Genomic DNA, 12640 nt, shown 5'->3' on the forward strand with positions numbered 1-12640 from the left:
CATGGTGGGATTCCGGAGAACGTTTGATGCTAAAAAGGAACCGGCTGTTGGGGAATGGTATGCGCGCACCGTCACTGATCCTGGCTCTCGCCGCCCTGCATTTCGCCGCGGCTCCTGCGGGTGCGCAGAGCACGCCGGACGCCAAACAAATCCCGCTGCCGGATTACCTGCCCGCCGCCGTTCACGATCTCGGCAACGACGAAATCGACGCGCCCTGCCGCATCCCCTTCGAGAAACTCAAAGACCCGAAAACCAGCGATTTCTTTCCGCTGAGCGCGGTGCGCAACGAAAACGAGAAACTCGCGGCGCATCTGCGTAACCGCTACATCGTTGCGGACTTCAACACCGCCGACGAGAACGGCTTTTGCCGCGGCGTGGAGGAACACTTCTCGCGGATCGAGGACCTGAGCGAATTTCCGAAGCTGCGCGCCATCGCATCCGCGCGCGGCATCGACCTGATTGCGCTTGAGAAAGAGAACCCACAGGTCATCCTCGCCTCGGTCGAGAAGCCGGAAGAAGCCGCGGCGCTCGCCATCGAGATCGAGGACCTGAAGAATTACGTCGCGCAGGTACATCGCTTCAAGACCGACCCGATCGTGAAGGCGCGCGTCCATTCCGGCTACTGCATCGGCCAGACGCTGAACTACTGCGAAATCGTCGACGGCAAGCCGAAGCTGGTCTACCGCTTCCTGACTTCATCGAGCCGCTGGATCCAGAAGCCGAACAACAACTACTACGCACCGATCAATTACATCGCGAACCGCAACTGGAGTTCGGATCGCCGCTACACGCCAGCCGACGCGAAACGCGACGAGCGCATGGGCGGCGGGCGCGCACATATCGCCATGTTCGAGAACGGCGGCCGCCCGATCGAGATGCCGAACTTCCTGCATTTCCTTCCGGAGAAAGGCTACAAGGGCGAGCGCGCGAACGGCATCCACCAGATCGCCGGCGGCCTCGATTCCGGCGGCACCTTCGGTTCGCCGGTAAGCCTCGGCTGCGTGCGGCTCAGCCGTTATGCGGCGAAACTTTCGCGCTGGTGGATTCCGCAGCAAGCGAAGTTCTTCATCTATTTCGAGGAGAAGGGCTATCGCAACCTCGGCGATGCGAAGACCAACAAGGCGCGAGCTTACGTGAACCCGCCGCCAATCGAGCTGCGCTCGCCGCGCGAACGCGAGCGCGAAACGGCGGGGCAATCGTTCTTCCCGTTTTTCCGCTAGAGCCGCATCACCTTTTCTACCTGCACCGCAGCGTGGCAGCGACGACTCTTCCGTTCTTTCTTACGCTAATGTCGTTGTCGCCGAAGCTGACATAGCTCCATAGCGCCCCGATGTCTTTTGGATCGGGAGAGTTTATCGTTCTCGTCCGGAGTTCGTCGTCGCCGTTATACTCGATGGCTTCGACATATTCGCGGCCAAGACCGTCTCGCCAGATGAAATTGCTTCCGGAAATTCGTGCGGTGTATGTATCCCGCGGCGTCTGGCAATTGCCGCTGACCGCCCAACGCCCTCCTGCGACGAGACGATTGGCCAAGGTCTGCCGCGGCGGTGGCGGCGCGACGCAATAAGTACGCGCATCGTTCCAGATATGGTTTCCCGAACAGGAGCAGGCATACGGTTGTTCCTGCGCATGGTTGACCGACACCGCCTGCGCATTCCCGTATTGCTGGCGGCAGAAAGCATGACCGCGCTCGAGCGTCGGCGTTAAGCGGCATTGCGTTTGCGACGGATTGAAGGAGTACTCGGCGCGGCATCCGCATTCGTAAGGATTTGCTTCGCTGTCATTGACGCGAACCGCGACAGCGAACTCGCCAAACCGGCTGCGGCAATACGGATGCCCGTCCGCAATCGTCCGTGCCGGCTTCGGCTGCACGCAAAGCGTGCGCGCATCGTTCCAGACAAAGCCACCGCCGCAATCGCACCGGAACGGATGGTTCTTGTCCGCGACGACCTCGACTGCGAACGATTGCTGCCCGTGACGGCTGCGGCAATAGGCATGGCCTTCCGCCAGCGGCGGCAGCGCTTCGGGCTTCGGCTGCGGAAGGGGCTGCGGCTCCGGCTTCGGCAATTCTGAAACGCGCGTCGTGCCGGAGAATAATCCTTCACGATAGGAATAGACGCCCGCGAACAACAGCAACGCAATCGCGCCGATCACCGCCGCGATGGCAGGCCAGCCAAACCGGCGCTCACCCGCCGATGGCGGCATGCCGCTACCCTGCGGCGGCAATCCGTTCCCGCCGGAGACGATGCGCTCCGGCGTTGCAGGTGGAGGCGGTGGCGGCGTTTCCTGCTGCGGGATCTTCTTTTTCACACCCGGAATCGTCTCGCCGCCATCGTCACCTTTCACCGACATCAACGCGGCGCGAAGCTCGCTGACAGTCGCCATTCGATCTTCGCGGCGAAGCGTCAGCGCGCGGTCGATGGCCGAAGCCAGCGCTTGCGGCACGTCCGGATTCTTTTCGCGCACTGGAACGTAAGGATCGCCCTCGCCGTCGATCAGATTATTGCGGCGCTTCATAGCGTCTTCCGGCGGCCTGCCGGTCACCGCGCGATAGAGCACCGCAGCCAGCGAATAGACGTCGCTGCTGGCATCCAGTGCCTTGCCCGCCACCTGTTCCGGAGAGGAATAATTCGGCTTGAACGTAATCTGGCTGCTGATTGCGTGTTCCGCACTGCCTAGTTTTAGCCGCGTATCGCTCTCGATCACCTTCATCGCACCGAAGTCGATCAGCACCGGCTGACCGTTCTTGCGGATCATGATGTTGTCGGGGGCGACATCGCGATGCAGCGTATTGCGCGCGTGAACATATTCCAGCGCGTCGCAGACCGGCTCGAGGATGGATTGCAACTCCCCGATTTCCGGCATGCCGGACTCTTTATTGCGCAGCCAGTCGAGGAACGTGTCCCCGTCCACCAGTTCCATGATCATGTAGCCGGTGCCGTGCGCCGAGACGTAATTCAGCACATCGAGAATATTCTTGTGCTGGAGGTCGGCAAGCGCGGAAGTCGATTTCTCGAAACGATCCAGCGCCGAGCGGAATACGGAGTCGTCCTTGCCGAAGAACACGACCTGCGTGGCGCCATCGCGCGAAGCCAGCGCGCTCGGAAAGAACTCCTTGATGGCGACGCGCCGCTTGGCGATTTTGTTATAGGCTTCGTAGGTGATGCCGAAGCCGCCCTGTCCGAGCGGACGCACAATCTCGTAACCGGCGATGAGCGTACCCGGCGGCAGCGTCGAAAAGAACTGGCGAGACAAGACCCCTCTCCCTCGCCGCCGATGCTAGCGCATTCTGGCGGCGGGGAAACAGGGCAGTAAAACGGAACTCGTAATTTCGCCTTGCGAAGCGGCCCGGATTACCGCCGCCGTTCAATCCACCTGCTTGAAGCTCGCCGCGTATTTTGGCCAGCGATTGTAATAGCTGGCGGCTGCGAGCTTCAGGAAGTCGATGGTTTTCTGGTCGAGGGGGCGCACGAGTTTCGCGGGCGCGCCGATGATGAGCGAGCCGTCCGGAAATTCCTTGCCCTCGGATACGAGCGAGTTTGCGCCGACGATGCAGTCCTTGCCGATCTTCGCGCCGTTCATGATGGTCGCGCCCATGCCGACCAGCGAATTGTCGCCGATGGTGCAGCCGTGCACGATCGCGTTGTGTCCGATGGTGCAGCCCTCGCCGATCTTCAGCGGGAAACCCGGATCGGTATGCATCACGCAGCCGTCCTGAATGTTGGAACGCACGCCGACTTCGATCCACTCGTTGTCGCCGCGCAGCACCGCACTGAACCAGATGCTCACCTGTTCGCGCAGGCGCACCTTGCCGACGACGCTTGCATTCGGCGCTATCCAGAACGTTCCAGGCGCTGGAAGCTCCGGGCGGATTCCTTCGAATTCATAGACGGGCATTGCTTGTCTCGCGTGAATTACTTTTCGCGCGGGACCATGCCACGCACGTGCGAAAATCGCGAGCGAATTACAGCCCGGCCGCGTAGCGGAGCGCTTCCACCGCCGCGACGCCGGAGAAGAAACTCCACAGGCCCGCGATCACCGTCGCGAGGACCACGAACATCATGTTGCGGTCTTCCATCTGGCGGCCGCGGATGGTGTTGCGGATGATGATGAAGGGCGCGGCGAAGACGAGGAACGGGACCGCGCTCAGGGCGATCATGCGCGTGCTGTTCAGCAGGCGGAAGCTGGCCGGGCGCTCGGCGAAAACCTGATAGCCGGAGCACAGCATACCGGCGAGGCAAAAGCCGAACGCCAGCGCATAAAGGGACTGCAAGGCTTCCTGGGAAATCACGCAACGCCACCCGTACTGCGGGCTTTCTTGGCCCGTGGCGGCGAGGTTAATAATCTCTTAAAGCGCCGTGCAAGCCGTTTCCGGCAGCGAGGTTAATCGGCCTCGTCGAGGTCGATGTCGAGCACCGCCATCTCGAAGGTCCATGAGCGGCCGGAGGCGTCGTCCCGGAACAGCACGGCGATATATTCGTCTTCGAGATAAATTTCGGAGGAGTCGGTCTTCTTTGGACGCGGCACGACCCGCAGTTTCGGGTTCCCGAACTTGCCGCGCACCGCCTCGTTGAGGTTCGGATTCGCGGACGGCATCTCGATGGAAACCGTGACGTTGTAGGAACGGTCGCCGTCCTCGTCGTCGACAGTCACGCGGCCGATCGGCTCGTCGTTGAGAATAAGCTCCGCCATGTTCTGCACGCGCGCCCGCGCGGCCAACCCGATCTCCGGATTCAACATGCGCTGAAGATAGGTTTGCAGGCGGTCGAGTTCGGCGCGGTCCAAGGGGAATCTCCAAAAAGCGAAGGCGCGGGCAACCTACCCGCGCCTGCCGCGAAACACAAAACCGCCGGTCAGATGGCTTCGCCCATGAACGGCATCTCGAAAATCTGGTTCATGGAATGCGAGGGCTGCGAGTCCTTGCAGCCGGCGTCGCCCACCACGCGCGCGGGCACGCCTGCGACCGTGACATTGGCCGGAACCGGTTTCAGCACCACCGAACCCGCCGCGACGCGCGCGCAGGAACCGACCTCGATATTGCCGAGCACTTTCGCGCCTGCCGAGAGCAACACGCCGCGCCGGATCTTCGGATGGCGGTCACCCTGCTCCTTGCCGGTGCCACCCAGCGTCACGCCTTGCAGAATGGAAACGTCGTCGTCGATTACGGCGGTCGCGCCGATCACCACGCCGGTCGCGTGGTCGATGAAGATGCCGCGGCCGATCTTGGTATTCGGGTTGATGTCCACGCCGAACACGGACGAAGACTGGCTTTGCAGGTAAAGGGCGAAGTCCTTGCGGCCCTTGTGCCAGAGATAGTGCGCAAGGCGGTGCGCCTGCAACGCATGGAAGCCTTTGTAATAAAGCATCGGCTCCAGATAGCGCGTGGTTGCCGGATCGCGCTCCGCCACCGCGACGATATCGGCGCGCATGGCGGCGCCGATGTTGCTGTCGGCGGCAATCGCCTCGTTGAAGGCCTGCACGATCAGTTCGCTCGACACGTCGCCGGAGCCGAGGCGCGCCGCCACGCGGTGCGCGATGGCATGCTCGATGGCGTCGTGGTTCAGGACAGTGGTGAAAATGAAGCTTGCCAGCGCCGGTTCGCGGCGCGCGACTTCCTCCGCTTCCTCGCGGACCCGGCTCCAGACCGGATCGAGGGATTTAACCCCCTTCGGTAGCGTCTTATGCAGCGCCATGGCTCTGTTCCGCTTCGCCTGAATGATGAATTGGGTAGGCCGTCATCCTAGCACAGGCTATGTGACGGGGTGATACCTTCGAAATCCTTAGCAATCCGGTCCGTTCCCAGCCATGCACCAAACGCAGCCGCAGAAATCCCCCATCCGCACCGAAGTCAAAGGCCCGGTTGGTTACCTGATCCTTGACCGCCCGGAGCGCAAGAACGCACTCTCCTTCGACATGTGGCGCGAGGTGCCCAAGTTGCTGGCTGCACTCGCGGAAAACAAGGAGGTCCGCGCCATCGTGTTGCGCGGCGCGGGCGATCTGCCGTTCTGTTCGGGTGCTGATATTTCCGAGTTCGAGACGGTGCGCGCCTCCGCCGACGGCGCGCGCGCCTATGAGGAGGCAAACATCGTCGCGTTCGACGCAATCGGAAGCTGTCCCGTGCCGACGATCGCAATGATCCGCAGCTTTTGCATGGGCGGCGGCGTGGGTCTTGCCGCAGCCTGCGACCTTCGCGTGGCAAGCGACAACGCCGAGTTCGCAATTCCGCCGGGCCGTCTCGGTCTCGCCTACCCGCCGCAGGCAATCGGTTACATCGTCGCCTGCATCGGCGCACCCAACGCGAAGGATTGGCTCTACACCGCGCGCCGCGTGAAAGCGCCGGAAGCGGAAAAACTCGGCTTCCTCAACCGGCTGGTCGCGGATGCGGCACTTGAATCGGAAGTGGAAGCACTTGCCGCGACGATTGCGGACAATGCGCCGCTCTCGCTGCGCGCCGGAAAGCTCGCCATCAATCACGCGGCAGGCTTTGAAGCCGCGGCTTCGCTGGAAGCCGTGCTCGCGGCGGCGGAAAAATGTTTCGACAGCGCCGATTACAAGGAAGGTCGCGCGGCGTTTCTCGACAAGCGCAAGCCGGTGTTCAGGGGCGAATGACGCGCCACTCCGCCCTGAATCTCTTCGCAAGCATGGCCGGAATCTGAATCGGAACCTGAACCGGAAAAACCGCGGAAAGACTCAGGGTTTCGTTGAATCGGATTCTCAACTTCAACTGAATCGGAATCTGAACTTGAAGTGGCTCACGCGGAATCGCGCCTTCAGCCGGCACCGCCAACCGATTCAAAAGACTCGATAATTTATATTTCCCGATTATTCGGGTAGCTGCGCCAGAAAATCGGCGATAGCCGCCGAAAAAACGTCGTTGCGGTCGCCCGCCACCATGTGCCGGGCACCCGCCACATCGACGAATTTGGCGTGCGGAGCGAGCGCGAGAAACTCTTTCGCGTGTTCTTCCTTGACCAGTTCGGAAGACCCGCCGCGTACCAGCAACGCGGGAATGCGAAGGTGGCGCACCGCCTCCACCCGCTCCTCTTCATAGAGGTGGCGTTCGTGGCTGATCGGATGCGGGCCGTCGAAGAAACGCGGGTCCCAGTGCCAGTACCAGCGGCCATCGCGCTGCCGCAGGTTCTTGCGCAGCCCTTCGTTGGAAGCCGGACGCGGCCGGTGCGGCAGGTACTGCGCGACCACGTCCGCCGCTTCCTCAATGCTCGCGAAGCCCTCGAACGCGCGCCCGCGCATGAAGTCGCGGATCTTGGAGGCACCCTGCGGATCGAACCGCGGCGTCACGTCGACCAGCACCAGCGCCGCGAAGTTCGGCGCGCGCTTTTCGTTGAAGGCGAAACCTTCCGCCAGCATCCCGGCCATGCCGCCGAGCGATGCGCCGACCAGCACCGGCGGCGCGCCGAAGCGCTTGGTCAATTCCGCCGCGACGGCAATCGCATCGCGCGCGAAATCAGGCGCGGTGTACGCCCCGCTTTCCACCCATTCGCTGTCGCCATGTCCGCGCTGGTCGAGTACCAGCGCGCTCCAACCGGCTTTCGCGAGTTCCTGCGCCGTACCGGCGAAGGCATGGCGCGTCTGCCCGCCGCCGTGCAGCAGCAGCACCGCGCGCGGACCCTTGCCGTAAAAATCTCCGACAAGCTTGTTGCCGCTCGATCCGGTGAAGGTTTCGGTACGCGGCGCGCGTTCCAGCATCACGGGCGTTCCCTGAGAAAGTCGATGACAGCCTGCTTGAACTTCGCGTCGCCCACCGTGCGCATGTGATCGCGGTCGGGCAGCGAAACGAACTTCGCATTCGGGATCAGCTTGGCCAGGTCCTCGCCGGAGCCGGAGATATCGTCCTTCGTCCCCACCACGATCAGAACCGGGACAGGGATCGCAGCCGCCGCGGCCAAATCAACGGTGCGCTCGTTGGATCGCGACAGCGCGGCGAGCGCCTTCAGGTCGGCGCCGCTCTGTTCGGCGAACTTGCGGAACCGCAGCGCAACCGGATTGGTAATTCCTTCCGCGCTTTCTGCTTCCATTGCCTCGGCGATTTCCGTGTTCGCAGGCGCGACCCGCACCAGCGTCATGCCCATGCCGCCCAGCGTGGCCGAGCGTACCCGCGACGGGAAATGCGACGCGGCATAGGCGGAGATGCGCGCACCCATCGAGTAGCCGACCAGATCGGCCTTCTCGATCTGCAGATGGTCGAGCAGCGCGATCACGTCGTCCGCCATCTCGGCGATGGAGTAGCGCGCGGTGTCGTAATGCTTGGTCGAAGCGCCGTGGCCGCGGTTGTCGAGCGCGATCACGCGGTACCCGGCATCCTTCAGCGGCTTGAACCAGCCCGGATAGACCCAGTTGGTTTCCTTGCTGGACGCGAAGCCGTGCACCAGCACGACCGGATCGCCCGAGCCTTCGTCGAGATACGCGATCTCGGTGCCGTTATGTGTGAAGCTGACCATCGGGGCGATGGTCTAGCGGCGCAAAACCGGATTCGCCAGCGCAAAGCCATGCATGGACGGCATGACGCTACGACGCGCTATGGATTTTTAGGATAATCAGCCCGCGCTGGGCGTCGGACGGACGCGGAACGGCTCCAGCAGATAGCGCACGAAGCCACCAAGCCATCCGCGCCGCGGGGCGGCGGCTGGTTTCAGCCAGCGGCCCGGCCACATCCAGCGCAGCACGGCGGCGATGAAGCTCACCACCGCGACCACGAAGAAGAACAGGCTGCTCGCGGCGCCGATCATCCAGCCGGCGATGGCGAGCGCGCCGACGCCTACCGCAACTGCGCCGCGCCCCAGCCGCTTGAAGATCGCGAGCGTCGCACTGCCCTTCTTCTCGGCCAGCACGCCCGCACGGGCGAGATCGGTGACGTTGTCGGCGCTCTTCAAGCCTTCCAGCGCCGCGCGCGTGCCGCCCTTGCGCTGGACTTTCGCGATGTCGGCAAGCGCTCCGGCGACCTTCGTCTTGCCGCCGGTTTTCAGCAGTGTGACGAAATTGTCTGCGAGCTTGCCGCTGATCTTTCCGGTACGGCGCGCGACTTTCAGGAGCGTCGAGCCGACGCGCGCGGGCGCAGCCGCGCCGAACGAGAAATAGGTGCCTGCGGTCGCGACCAGTCCCGCGCCCGCAAGGCCCATGATGAGCGGATCGGATTCGACGCCGCGCACCCAGCGCGAGCCTTCGCGCACGAGGTCGCGCACGTCGCCGTAGATCATGAAATCGCCGGTAGTGGCACCGGCGAAACCCGCGCCGTCTTTTGGTTCGCCGTACAGGAAGCCGCTAACGAAACTCGACAGGTTGCGCTTGGTACTCGCCGCCAGCGAGTTCGCGGCTTCGACTTTCGCGGCCAGTTCCTTCGGCAATTCGATTTTGCGGTCGGCAGCGAGCGCCGCAAAGCTGTTGGCAAGTTCCGCGTCGTCCGCTTTGAGCGCCGCCTCGATCTCGGTGACTGCCATGTCGCGGTCGAAGCCGCGCAGGCGCAGATCGGCGAGCGCCGCCGGGTCGCGCGAGGCGATGGCGAGTTCCGTCATACGCCAGCCTTCCGGCAGCGAATAAATCGCCGCGCCGGCAAGCGCACAGACGATGACGAGACGGACCAGAATGCCTTTCATGCTGCCGCATATGCGTTGCGATTGCGGCAAAGCCAAGGGGCGTGCCCTCCCTCTTTAAGCGCCTCAGTCGGCGCGGTTAATGGGCTTGTCCGCGGTCCAGTCGTAGGTGCCGAGGTCGCGCTCGCGCACCGCCTGTTTCCAGCCCACCGTTTCCGCCCGGCGCTTGAACGCCATACCTTCCGGCGAATGGCGGGTGATGCCGTCGAACAGTGTCGCGAACATCTGGGTCGTGCGCAGGCCCATGTTCTCGTAGGCCTGACTGATCATCAGCTTCTGCATCATGAGCTGATTGACCGGGACGGAAGCCAGCCGCTCCGCGAAGCGCTCGACCTCGCCGTCCAGTTCCGCTGCCGGAACCGCCTTCAGCACCAGCCCCATCCGCTCCGCCTCGCGGCCATCCACTTTGTCGCCGGTGAACAGCATGCGCTTCGCGCGCTCGACGCCGAGCCGGTACACCCACATCGCCGTGGTCGGGCAACCCCAGACCCGTGCCGGCATGTATCCGATCTGCGCATCCTCGCTCATGATCACGAAGTCGGAGCAGAGCGCGATGTCGGAGCCGCCCGCTACCGCGAAGCCGTGCACCTTGCAGATCACCGGACGATACGAGCGGAACAGGCTCATGAATTTTTCGGTGAACCCCATCATGAGCGCATAGTCCTTCATCGGGTCCCATGGCATTTCCTGCACGCCTGGATTGCTGCCGCCCGCTTCGGCGAACAGCGAAAGGTCGTAGCCCGCGCAGAACGCCTTGCCCGCGCCGGAGAGCACGATCACGTGCACCTTCGAGTCGGCATTGGCCTTCTCCACCGCTGCCGCCAGTTCGCCCGGCAATTCCATGTCGATGGCGTTCATCGCCTCCGGACGGTTCAGCGTCACGCGCGCGATGCGGCCGTCTTTTTCATAGGTAACGCGCGGCATTTTGGTCCTCCACTCAGCCGCTCCGGCGGCTTGTTTCGACGCGCATTATGCCGTTATGGTGCGCCCGCAAATCAAGGGCTTCGCCATGGCCGACCAGGTCGTTCCCCACTTCCACAACGATGCCGGAATTCCCGTGATCGAAATCGGTGCGCACGAGTTCAAGTGCGTCGGCGCGCGCCCGCCCTACGATCACCCGCACGTCTATCTCGACATGGGTTCGGAACACGAGATCATCTGCCCGTACTGCTCGACGCTCTACCGCTATAATCCGAAGCTCGCGGCGGGCACGTCCAACCCGCCGGAATGCGTCTATCGCGCGCCAGCCGCAGCGTAACGCAGGATCGCGCAAATGGCGCGGTCACGAACCATCCTGATCGCCGGTGCCGGGATCGGCGGCCTTGCCACGGCACTCGCATTATCGAAAGCCGGATTCCGCTCGGTCCTGTTCGAGCGTGACGCGAAGCCGGACCCAGCCGGCGCCGGTATTCAACTCTCTCCCAACGCAACGCGCGCGCTGAACGAAATCGGCGCGCTCGCGCCGTTGATGAAGCGCGCCATCGAGCCGGAGTCGCTCGTCGTGTCCAACGGCATCAACCGCGCGCTGCTCGCGGAAATGCCGCTGAAAAGCGTGATGGCGGAAAAGTTCGGCTCGCCCTATCTCGTCTGCCTGCGGCCCGACCTGCACGAGACCCTGCTCTCGCTTGCCTCCGATCATGCCGACATAGAAATCCGCTACGGCATTTCGATCGGCGATTTTGCAATTCATAATCGCGGCATCACCGCGCTGGCGTACAAAGGTACGCAGGCGGAAGAGATCAACGGCCTCGCGCTGATCGGCGCGGACGGAATCCGCTCCCTCTCCCGCCTTCGCCTTGCGCCTGATGCAAAACCGGCCGCGAGCGGCTTTGCCGCGTGGCGCGCGCTGCTTCCCGCCGGCGCAATGCCGGACGATTGCCGCCGCAACGAAGTGCGCATCTGGCTAGGCCCCGGCGGGCATCTCGTTCATTATCCGGCAGGCGACGGCAGCCGGATCAATCTCGTCGCCGTCGCCCGCGATGCGCGCACCAGCGAATCCTGGGGCGAAGAATGTTCGCCAAGCGACATTCTTCCCTTCTTTGCGCACTGGAACGAAGAACCGCGCGCAGTGCTCGCACTCGCGAAACAGTTTCGCCGCTGGACGCTGAGCGACATCGACCCGATGACGGTCTGGACCGAAGGCCGTGCCACCCTGCTCGGCGACGCCGCACACGCGATGATGCCGTTTCTCGCACAGGGTGCCGCCGCCACGCTGGAGGATGCCGCCGCGCTCGCGTCCACCATGTGCGAGCATGAGGACGTTGCCGTCGCGCTCCGCCGTTACGAAGGCGTCCGCATTGCGCGCGCAACGCGGATGCAACGCGAGGCGCGAAAGGCGGGACGCGCCTACCACATTGGCTGGCCGTGGTGGCACGCACGCGACGCGGTGCTGCAACGTCTCGGCGGCGCGGGCTTGCTCAAACGAAATGAATGGATTTATCGCGGCTAAGCGCGGAACGGACTGCGTACGTGCGGCGTTATGCAATGTTCGACAACCCCGGAACGAAAATGGGCCGCACCCGAAGCAAAGCCGCAGCGAAACTGTCCGCCGTTTCCTTCCGCCCGCCTGATGGTTTCAGCGACCGGCTGGATACCTGGTTCACGGAATTCGCCCATAACACTTCCCGCTTTAGCGGCAGCCCGTGGGTATTCACGCTGGCGGTGCTCACCGTTCTGGTATGGGCCATCAGCGGGCCGCTGTTCGGCTTTTCCGATACATGGCAACTCGTCATCAATACCGGCACTACGATCGTTACCTTCCTGATGGTTTTCCTCATCCAGAACACGCAAAACCGCGACGCCCTCGCCGTGCAGGTCAAGCTCTCAGAACTCATCATCAAGATGCACGGTGCGCGCAACGACTTCGCGCAGATCGAGGATCTGACCGACAAGGAACTGGAGCAACTGCACGAGATCATCCGCCAGCGCGCTGGCTGCGATCCGGTTCGTCCCCGCAGCATGAAGAAATCAAGAACGAGGAAATAACCCTGGAAGCAAGGCAAGCGCACTTCCGCATCCTCGCTTGCCAGCCG

At 63.2% G+C, this 12640-nt stretch carries 14 protein-coding genes; 5 read left to right on the top strand and 9 right to left on the bottom strand.

Going from position 1 to position 12640, the window contains the following annotated elements:
* The first annotated feature begins 59 nt into the window (after positions 1–59).
* Positions 60–1220 carry a L,D-transpeptidase gene (locus KF794_09155; GenBank protein ID QYK43967.1) on the top strand — a complete coding sequence of 387 codons (1161 nt, stop codon included), beginning with the start codon at positions 60–62 and terminating at the stop codon, positions 1218–1220.
* 16 nt (positions 1221–1236) lie between these two features.
* On the opposite strand, the gene KF794_09160 is transcribed toward KF794_09155, so the two are convergent.
* From KF794_09160 to cysE, 5 genes are all read right to left on the bottom strand, one after another.
* The gene (locus KF794_09160) at positions 1237–3255 is read right to left on the bottom strand and encodes a serine/threonine protein kinase (GenBank protein ID QYK43968.1); all 2019 of its coding nucleotides are present in this window, start codon (positions 3253–3255) and stop codon (positions 1237–1239) included.
* 111 nt (positions 3256–3366) lie between these two features.
* The gene (locus KF794_09165) at positions 3367–3897 is read right to left on the bottom strand and encodes a gamma carbonic anhydrase family protein (protein QYK43969.1); all 531 of its coding nucleotides are present in this window, start codon (positions 3895–3897) and stop codon (positions 3367–3369) included.
* A gap of 67 nt (positions 3898–3964) precedes the next feature.
* The gene (locus KF794_09170) at positions 3965–4288 is read right to left on the bottom strand and encodes a hypothetical protein (GenBank protein ID QYK46656.1); all 324 of its coding nucleotides are present in this window, start codon (positions 4286–4288) and stop codon (positions 3965–3967) included.
* A 95-nt stretch (positions 4289–4383) separates the two neighbouring features.
* Positions 4384–4785 carry a DUF3126 family protein gene (locus tag KF794_09175; protein ID QYK43970.1) on the bottom strand — a complete coding sequence of 134 codons (402 nt, stop codon included), beginning with the start codon at positions 4783–4785 and terminating at the stop codon, positions 4384–4386.
* Between the two features lie 68 nt (positions 4786–4853).
* Positions 4854–5693, bottom strand: a complete 840-nt coding sequence (gene cysE / locus KF794_09180; protein QYK43971.1) for a serine O-acetyltransferase — start codon at positions 5691–5693, stop codon at positions 4854–4856.
* 112 nt (positions 5694–5805) lie between these two features.
* Here cysE and KF794_09185 point away from each other — a divergent pair, with 112 nt between their 5' ends.
* Positions 5806–6609, top strand: coding sequence for an enoyl-CoA hydratase/isomerase family protein (locus tag KF794_09185; GenBank protein ID QYK43972.1), 804 nt, complete (start codon positions 5806–5808; stop codon positions 6607–6609).
* A gap of 213 nt (positions 6610–6822) precedes the next feature.
* On the opposite strand, the gene KF794_09190 is transcribed toward KF794_09185, so the two are convergent.
* The 4 genes from KF794_09190 to KF794_09205 form a co-directional block, all read right to left on the bottom strand.
* A complete protein-coding gene (locus KF794_09190) occupies positions 6823–7707 on the bottom strand; it encodes an alpha/beta hydrolase (protein QYK43973.1) in 885 nt (294 codons plus the stop codon).
* Positions 7707–8459 (bottom strand): alpha/beta hydrolase, encoded by a 753-nt coding sequence (locus tag KF794_09195; GenBank protein QYK43974.1) that lies wholly within the window; start codon positions 8457–8459, stop codon positions 7707–7709. The genes KF794_09190 and KF794_09195 overlap by 1 nt, the downstream gene beginning before the upstream one ends.
* A gap of 96 nt (positions 8460–8555) precedes the next feature.
* Complete coding sequence (locus tag KF794_09200; GenBank protein QYK43975.1) at positions 8556–9611, bottom strand: hypothetical protein; 1056 nt, start codon at positions 9609–9611, stop codon at positions 8556–8558.
* A 63-nt stretch (positions 9612–9674) separates the two neighbouring features.
* Positions 9675–10532, bottom strand: coding sequence for a crotonase/enoyl-CoA hydratase family protein (locus KF794_09205; GenBank protein QYK43976.1), 858 nt, complete (start codon positions 10530–10532; stop codon positions 9675–9677).
* Between the two features lie 85 nt (positions 10533–10617).
* Between KF794_09205 and KF794_09210 the strand changes: the two genes are divergently transcribed.
* The 3 genes from KF794_09210 to KF794_09220 are packed head-to-tail and all read left to right on the top strand — an operon-like array spanning position 10618 to position 12593.
* Positions 10618–10866, top strand: a complete 249-nt coding sequence (locus tag KF794_09210) for a zinc-finger domain-containing protein (protein QYK43977.1) — start codon at positions 10618–10620, stop codon at positions 10864–10866.
* A gap of 15 nt (positions 10867–10881) precedes the next feature.
* Positions 10882–12057 carry an FAD-dependent monooxygenase gene (locus tag KF794_09215; protein ID QYK43978.1) on the top strand — a complete coding sequence of 392 codons (1176 nt, stop codon included), beginning with the start codon at positions 10882–10884 and terminating at the stop codon, positions 12055–12057.
* Positions 12058–12116: 59 nt separating this feature from the next.
* On the top strand, positions 12117–12593 hold the full coding sequence (locus KF794_09220) for a low affinity iron permease family protein (GenBank protein QYK46657.1): 477 nt from the start codon (positions 12117–12119) through the stop codon (positions 12591–12593).
* Positions 12594–12640 lie beyond the last annotated feature (47 nt).

It is taken from the genome of Xanthobacteraceae bacterium, from assembly GCA_019454205.1.
GTDB lineage: Bacteria > Pseudomonadota > Alphaproteobacteria > Rhizobiales > Xanthobacteraceae.

Bases quoted from the DNA above. Each gene is read 5' to 3' on its own strand.
- KF794_09220 (QYK46657.1), top strand. From the start codon at position 12,117: ATGGGCCGCACCCGAAGCAAAGCCGCAGCGAAACTGTCCGCCGTTTCC.
- KF794_09165 (QYK43969.1), bottom strand. From the start codon at position 3,897: ATGCCCGTCTATGAATTCGAAGGAATCCGCCCGGAGCTTCCAGCGCCT.
- KF794_09190 (QYK43973.1), bottom strand. From the start codon at position 7,707: ATGCTGGAACGCGCGCCGCGTACCGAAACCTTCACCGGATCGAGCGGC.
- KF794_09210 (QYK43977.1), top strand. From the start codon at position 10,618: ATGGCCGACCAGGTCGTTCCCCACTTCCACAACGATGCCGGAATTCCC.
- KF794_09155 (QYK43967.1), top strand. From the start codon at position 60: ATGCGCGCACCGTCACTGATCCTGGCTCTCGCCGCCCTGCATTTCGCC.
- KF794_09215 (QYK43978.1), top strand. From the start codon at position 10,882: ATGGCGCGGTCACGAACCATCCTGATCGCCGGTGCCGGGATCGGCGGC.
- KF794_09195 (QYK43974.1), bottom strand. From the start codon at position 8,459: ATGGTCAGCTTCACACATAACGGCACCGAGATCGCGTATCTCGACGAA.
- KF794_09205 (QYK43976.1), bottom strand. From the start codon at position 10,532: ATGCCGCGCGTTACCTATGAAAAAGACGGCCGCATCGCGCGCGTGACG.
- KF794_09200 (QYK43975.1), bottom strand. From the start codon at position 9,611: ATGAAAGGCATTCTGGTCCGTCTCGTCATCGTCTGTGCGCTTGCCGGC.
- KF794_09185 (QYK43972.1), top strand. From the start codon at position 5,806: ATGCACCAAACGCAGCCGCAGAAATCCCCCATCCGCACCGAAGTCAAA.
- cysE (QYK43971.1), bottom strand. From the start codon at position 5,693: ATGGCGCTGCATAAGACGCTACCGAAGGGGGTTAAATCCCTCGATCCG.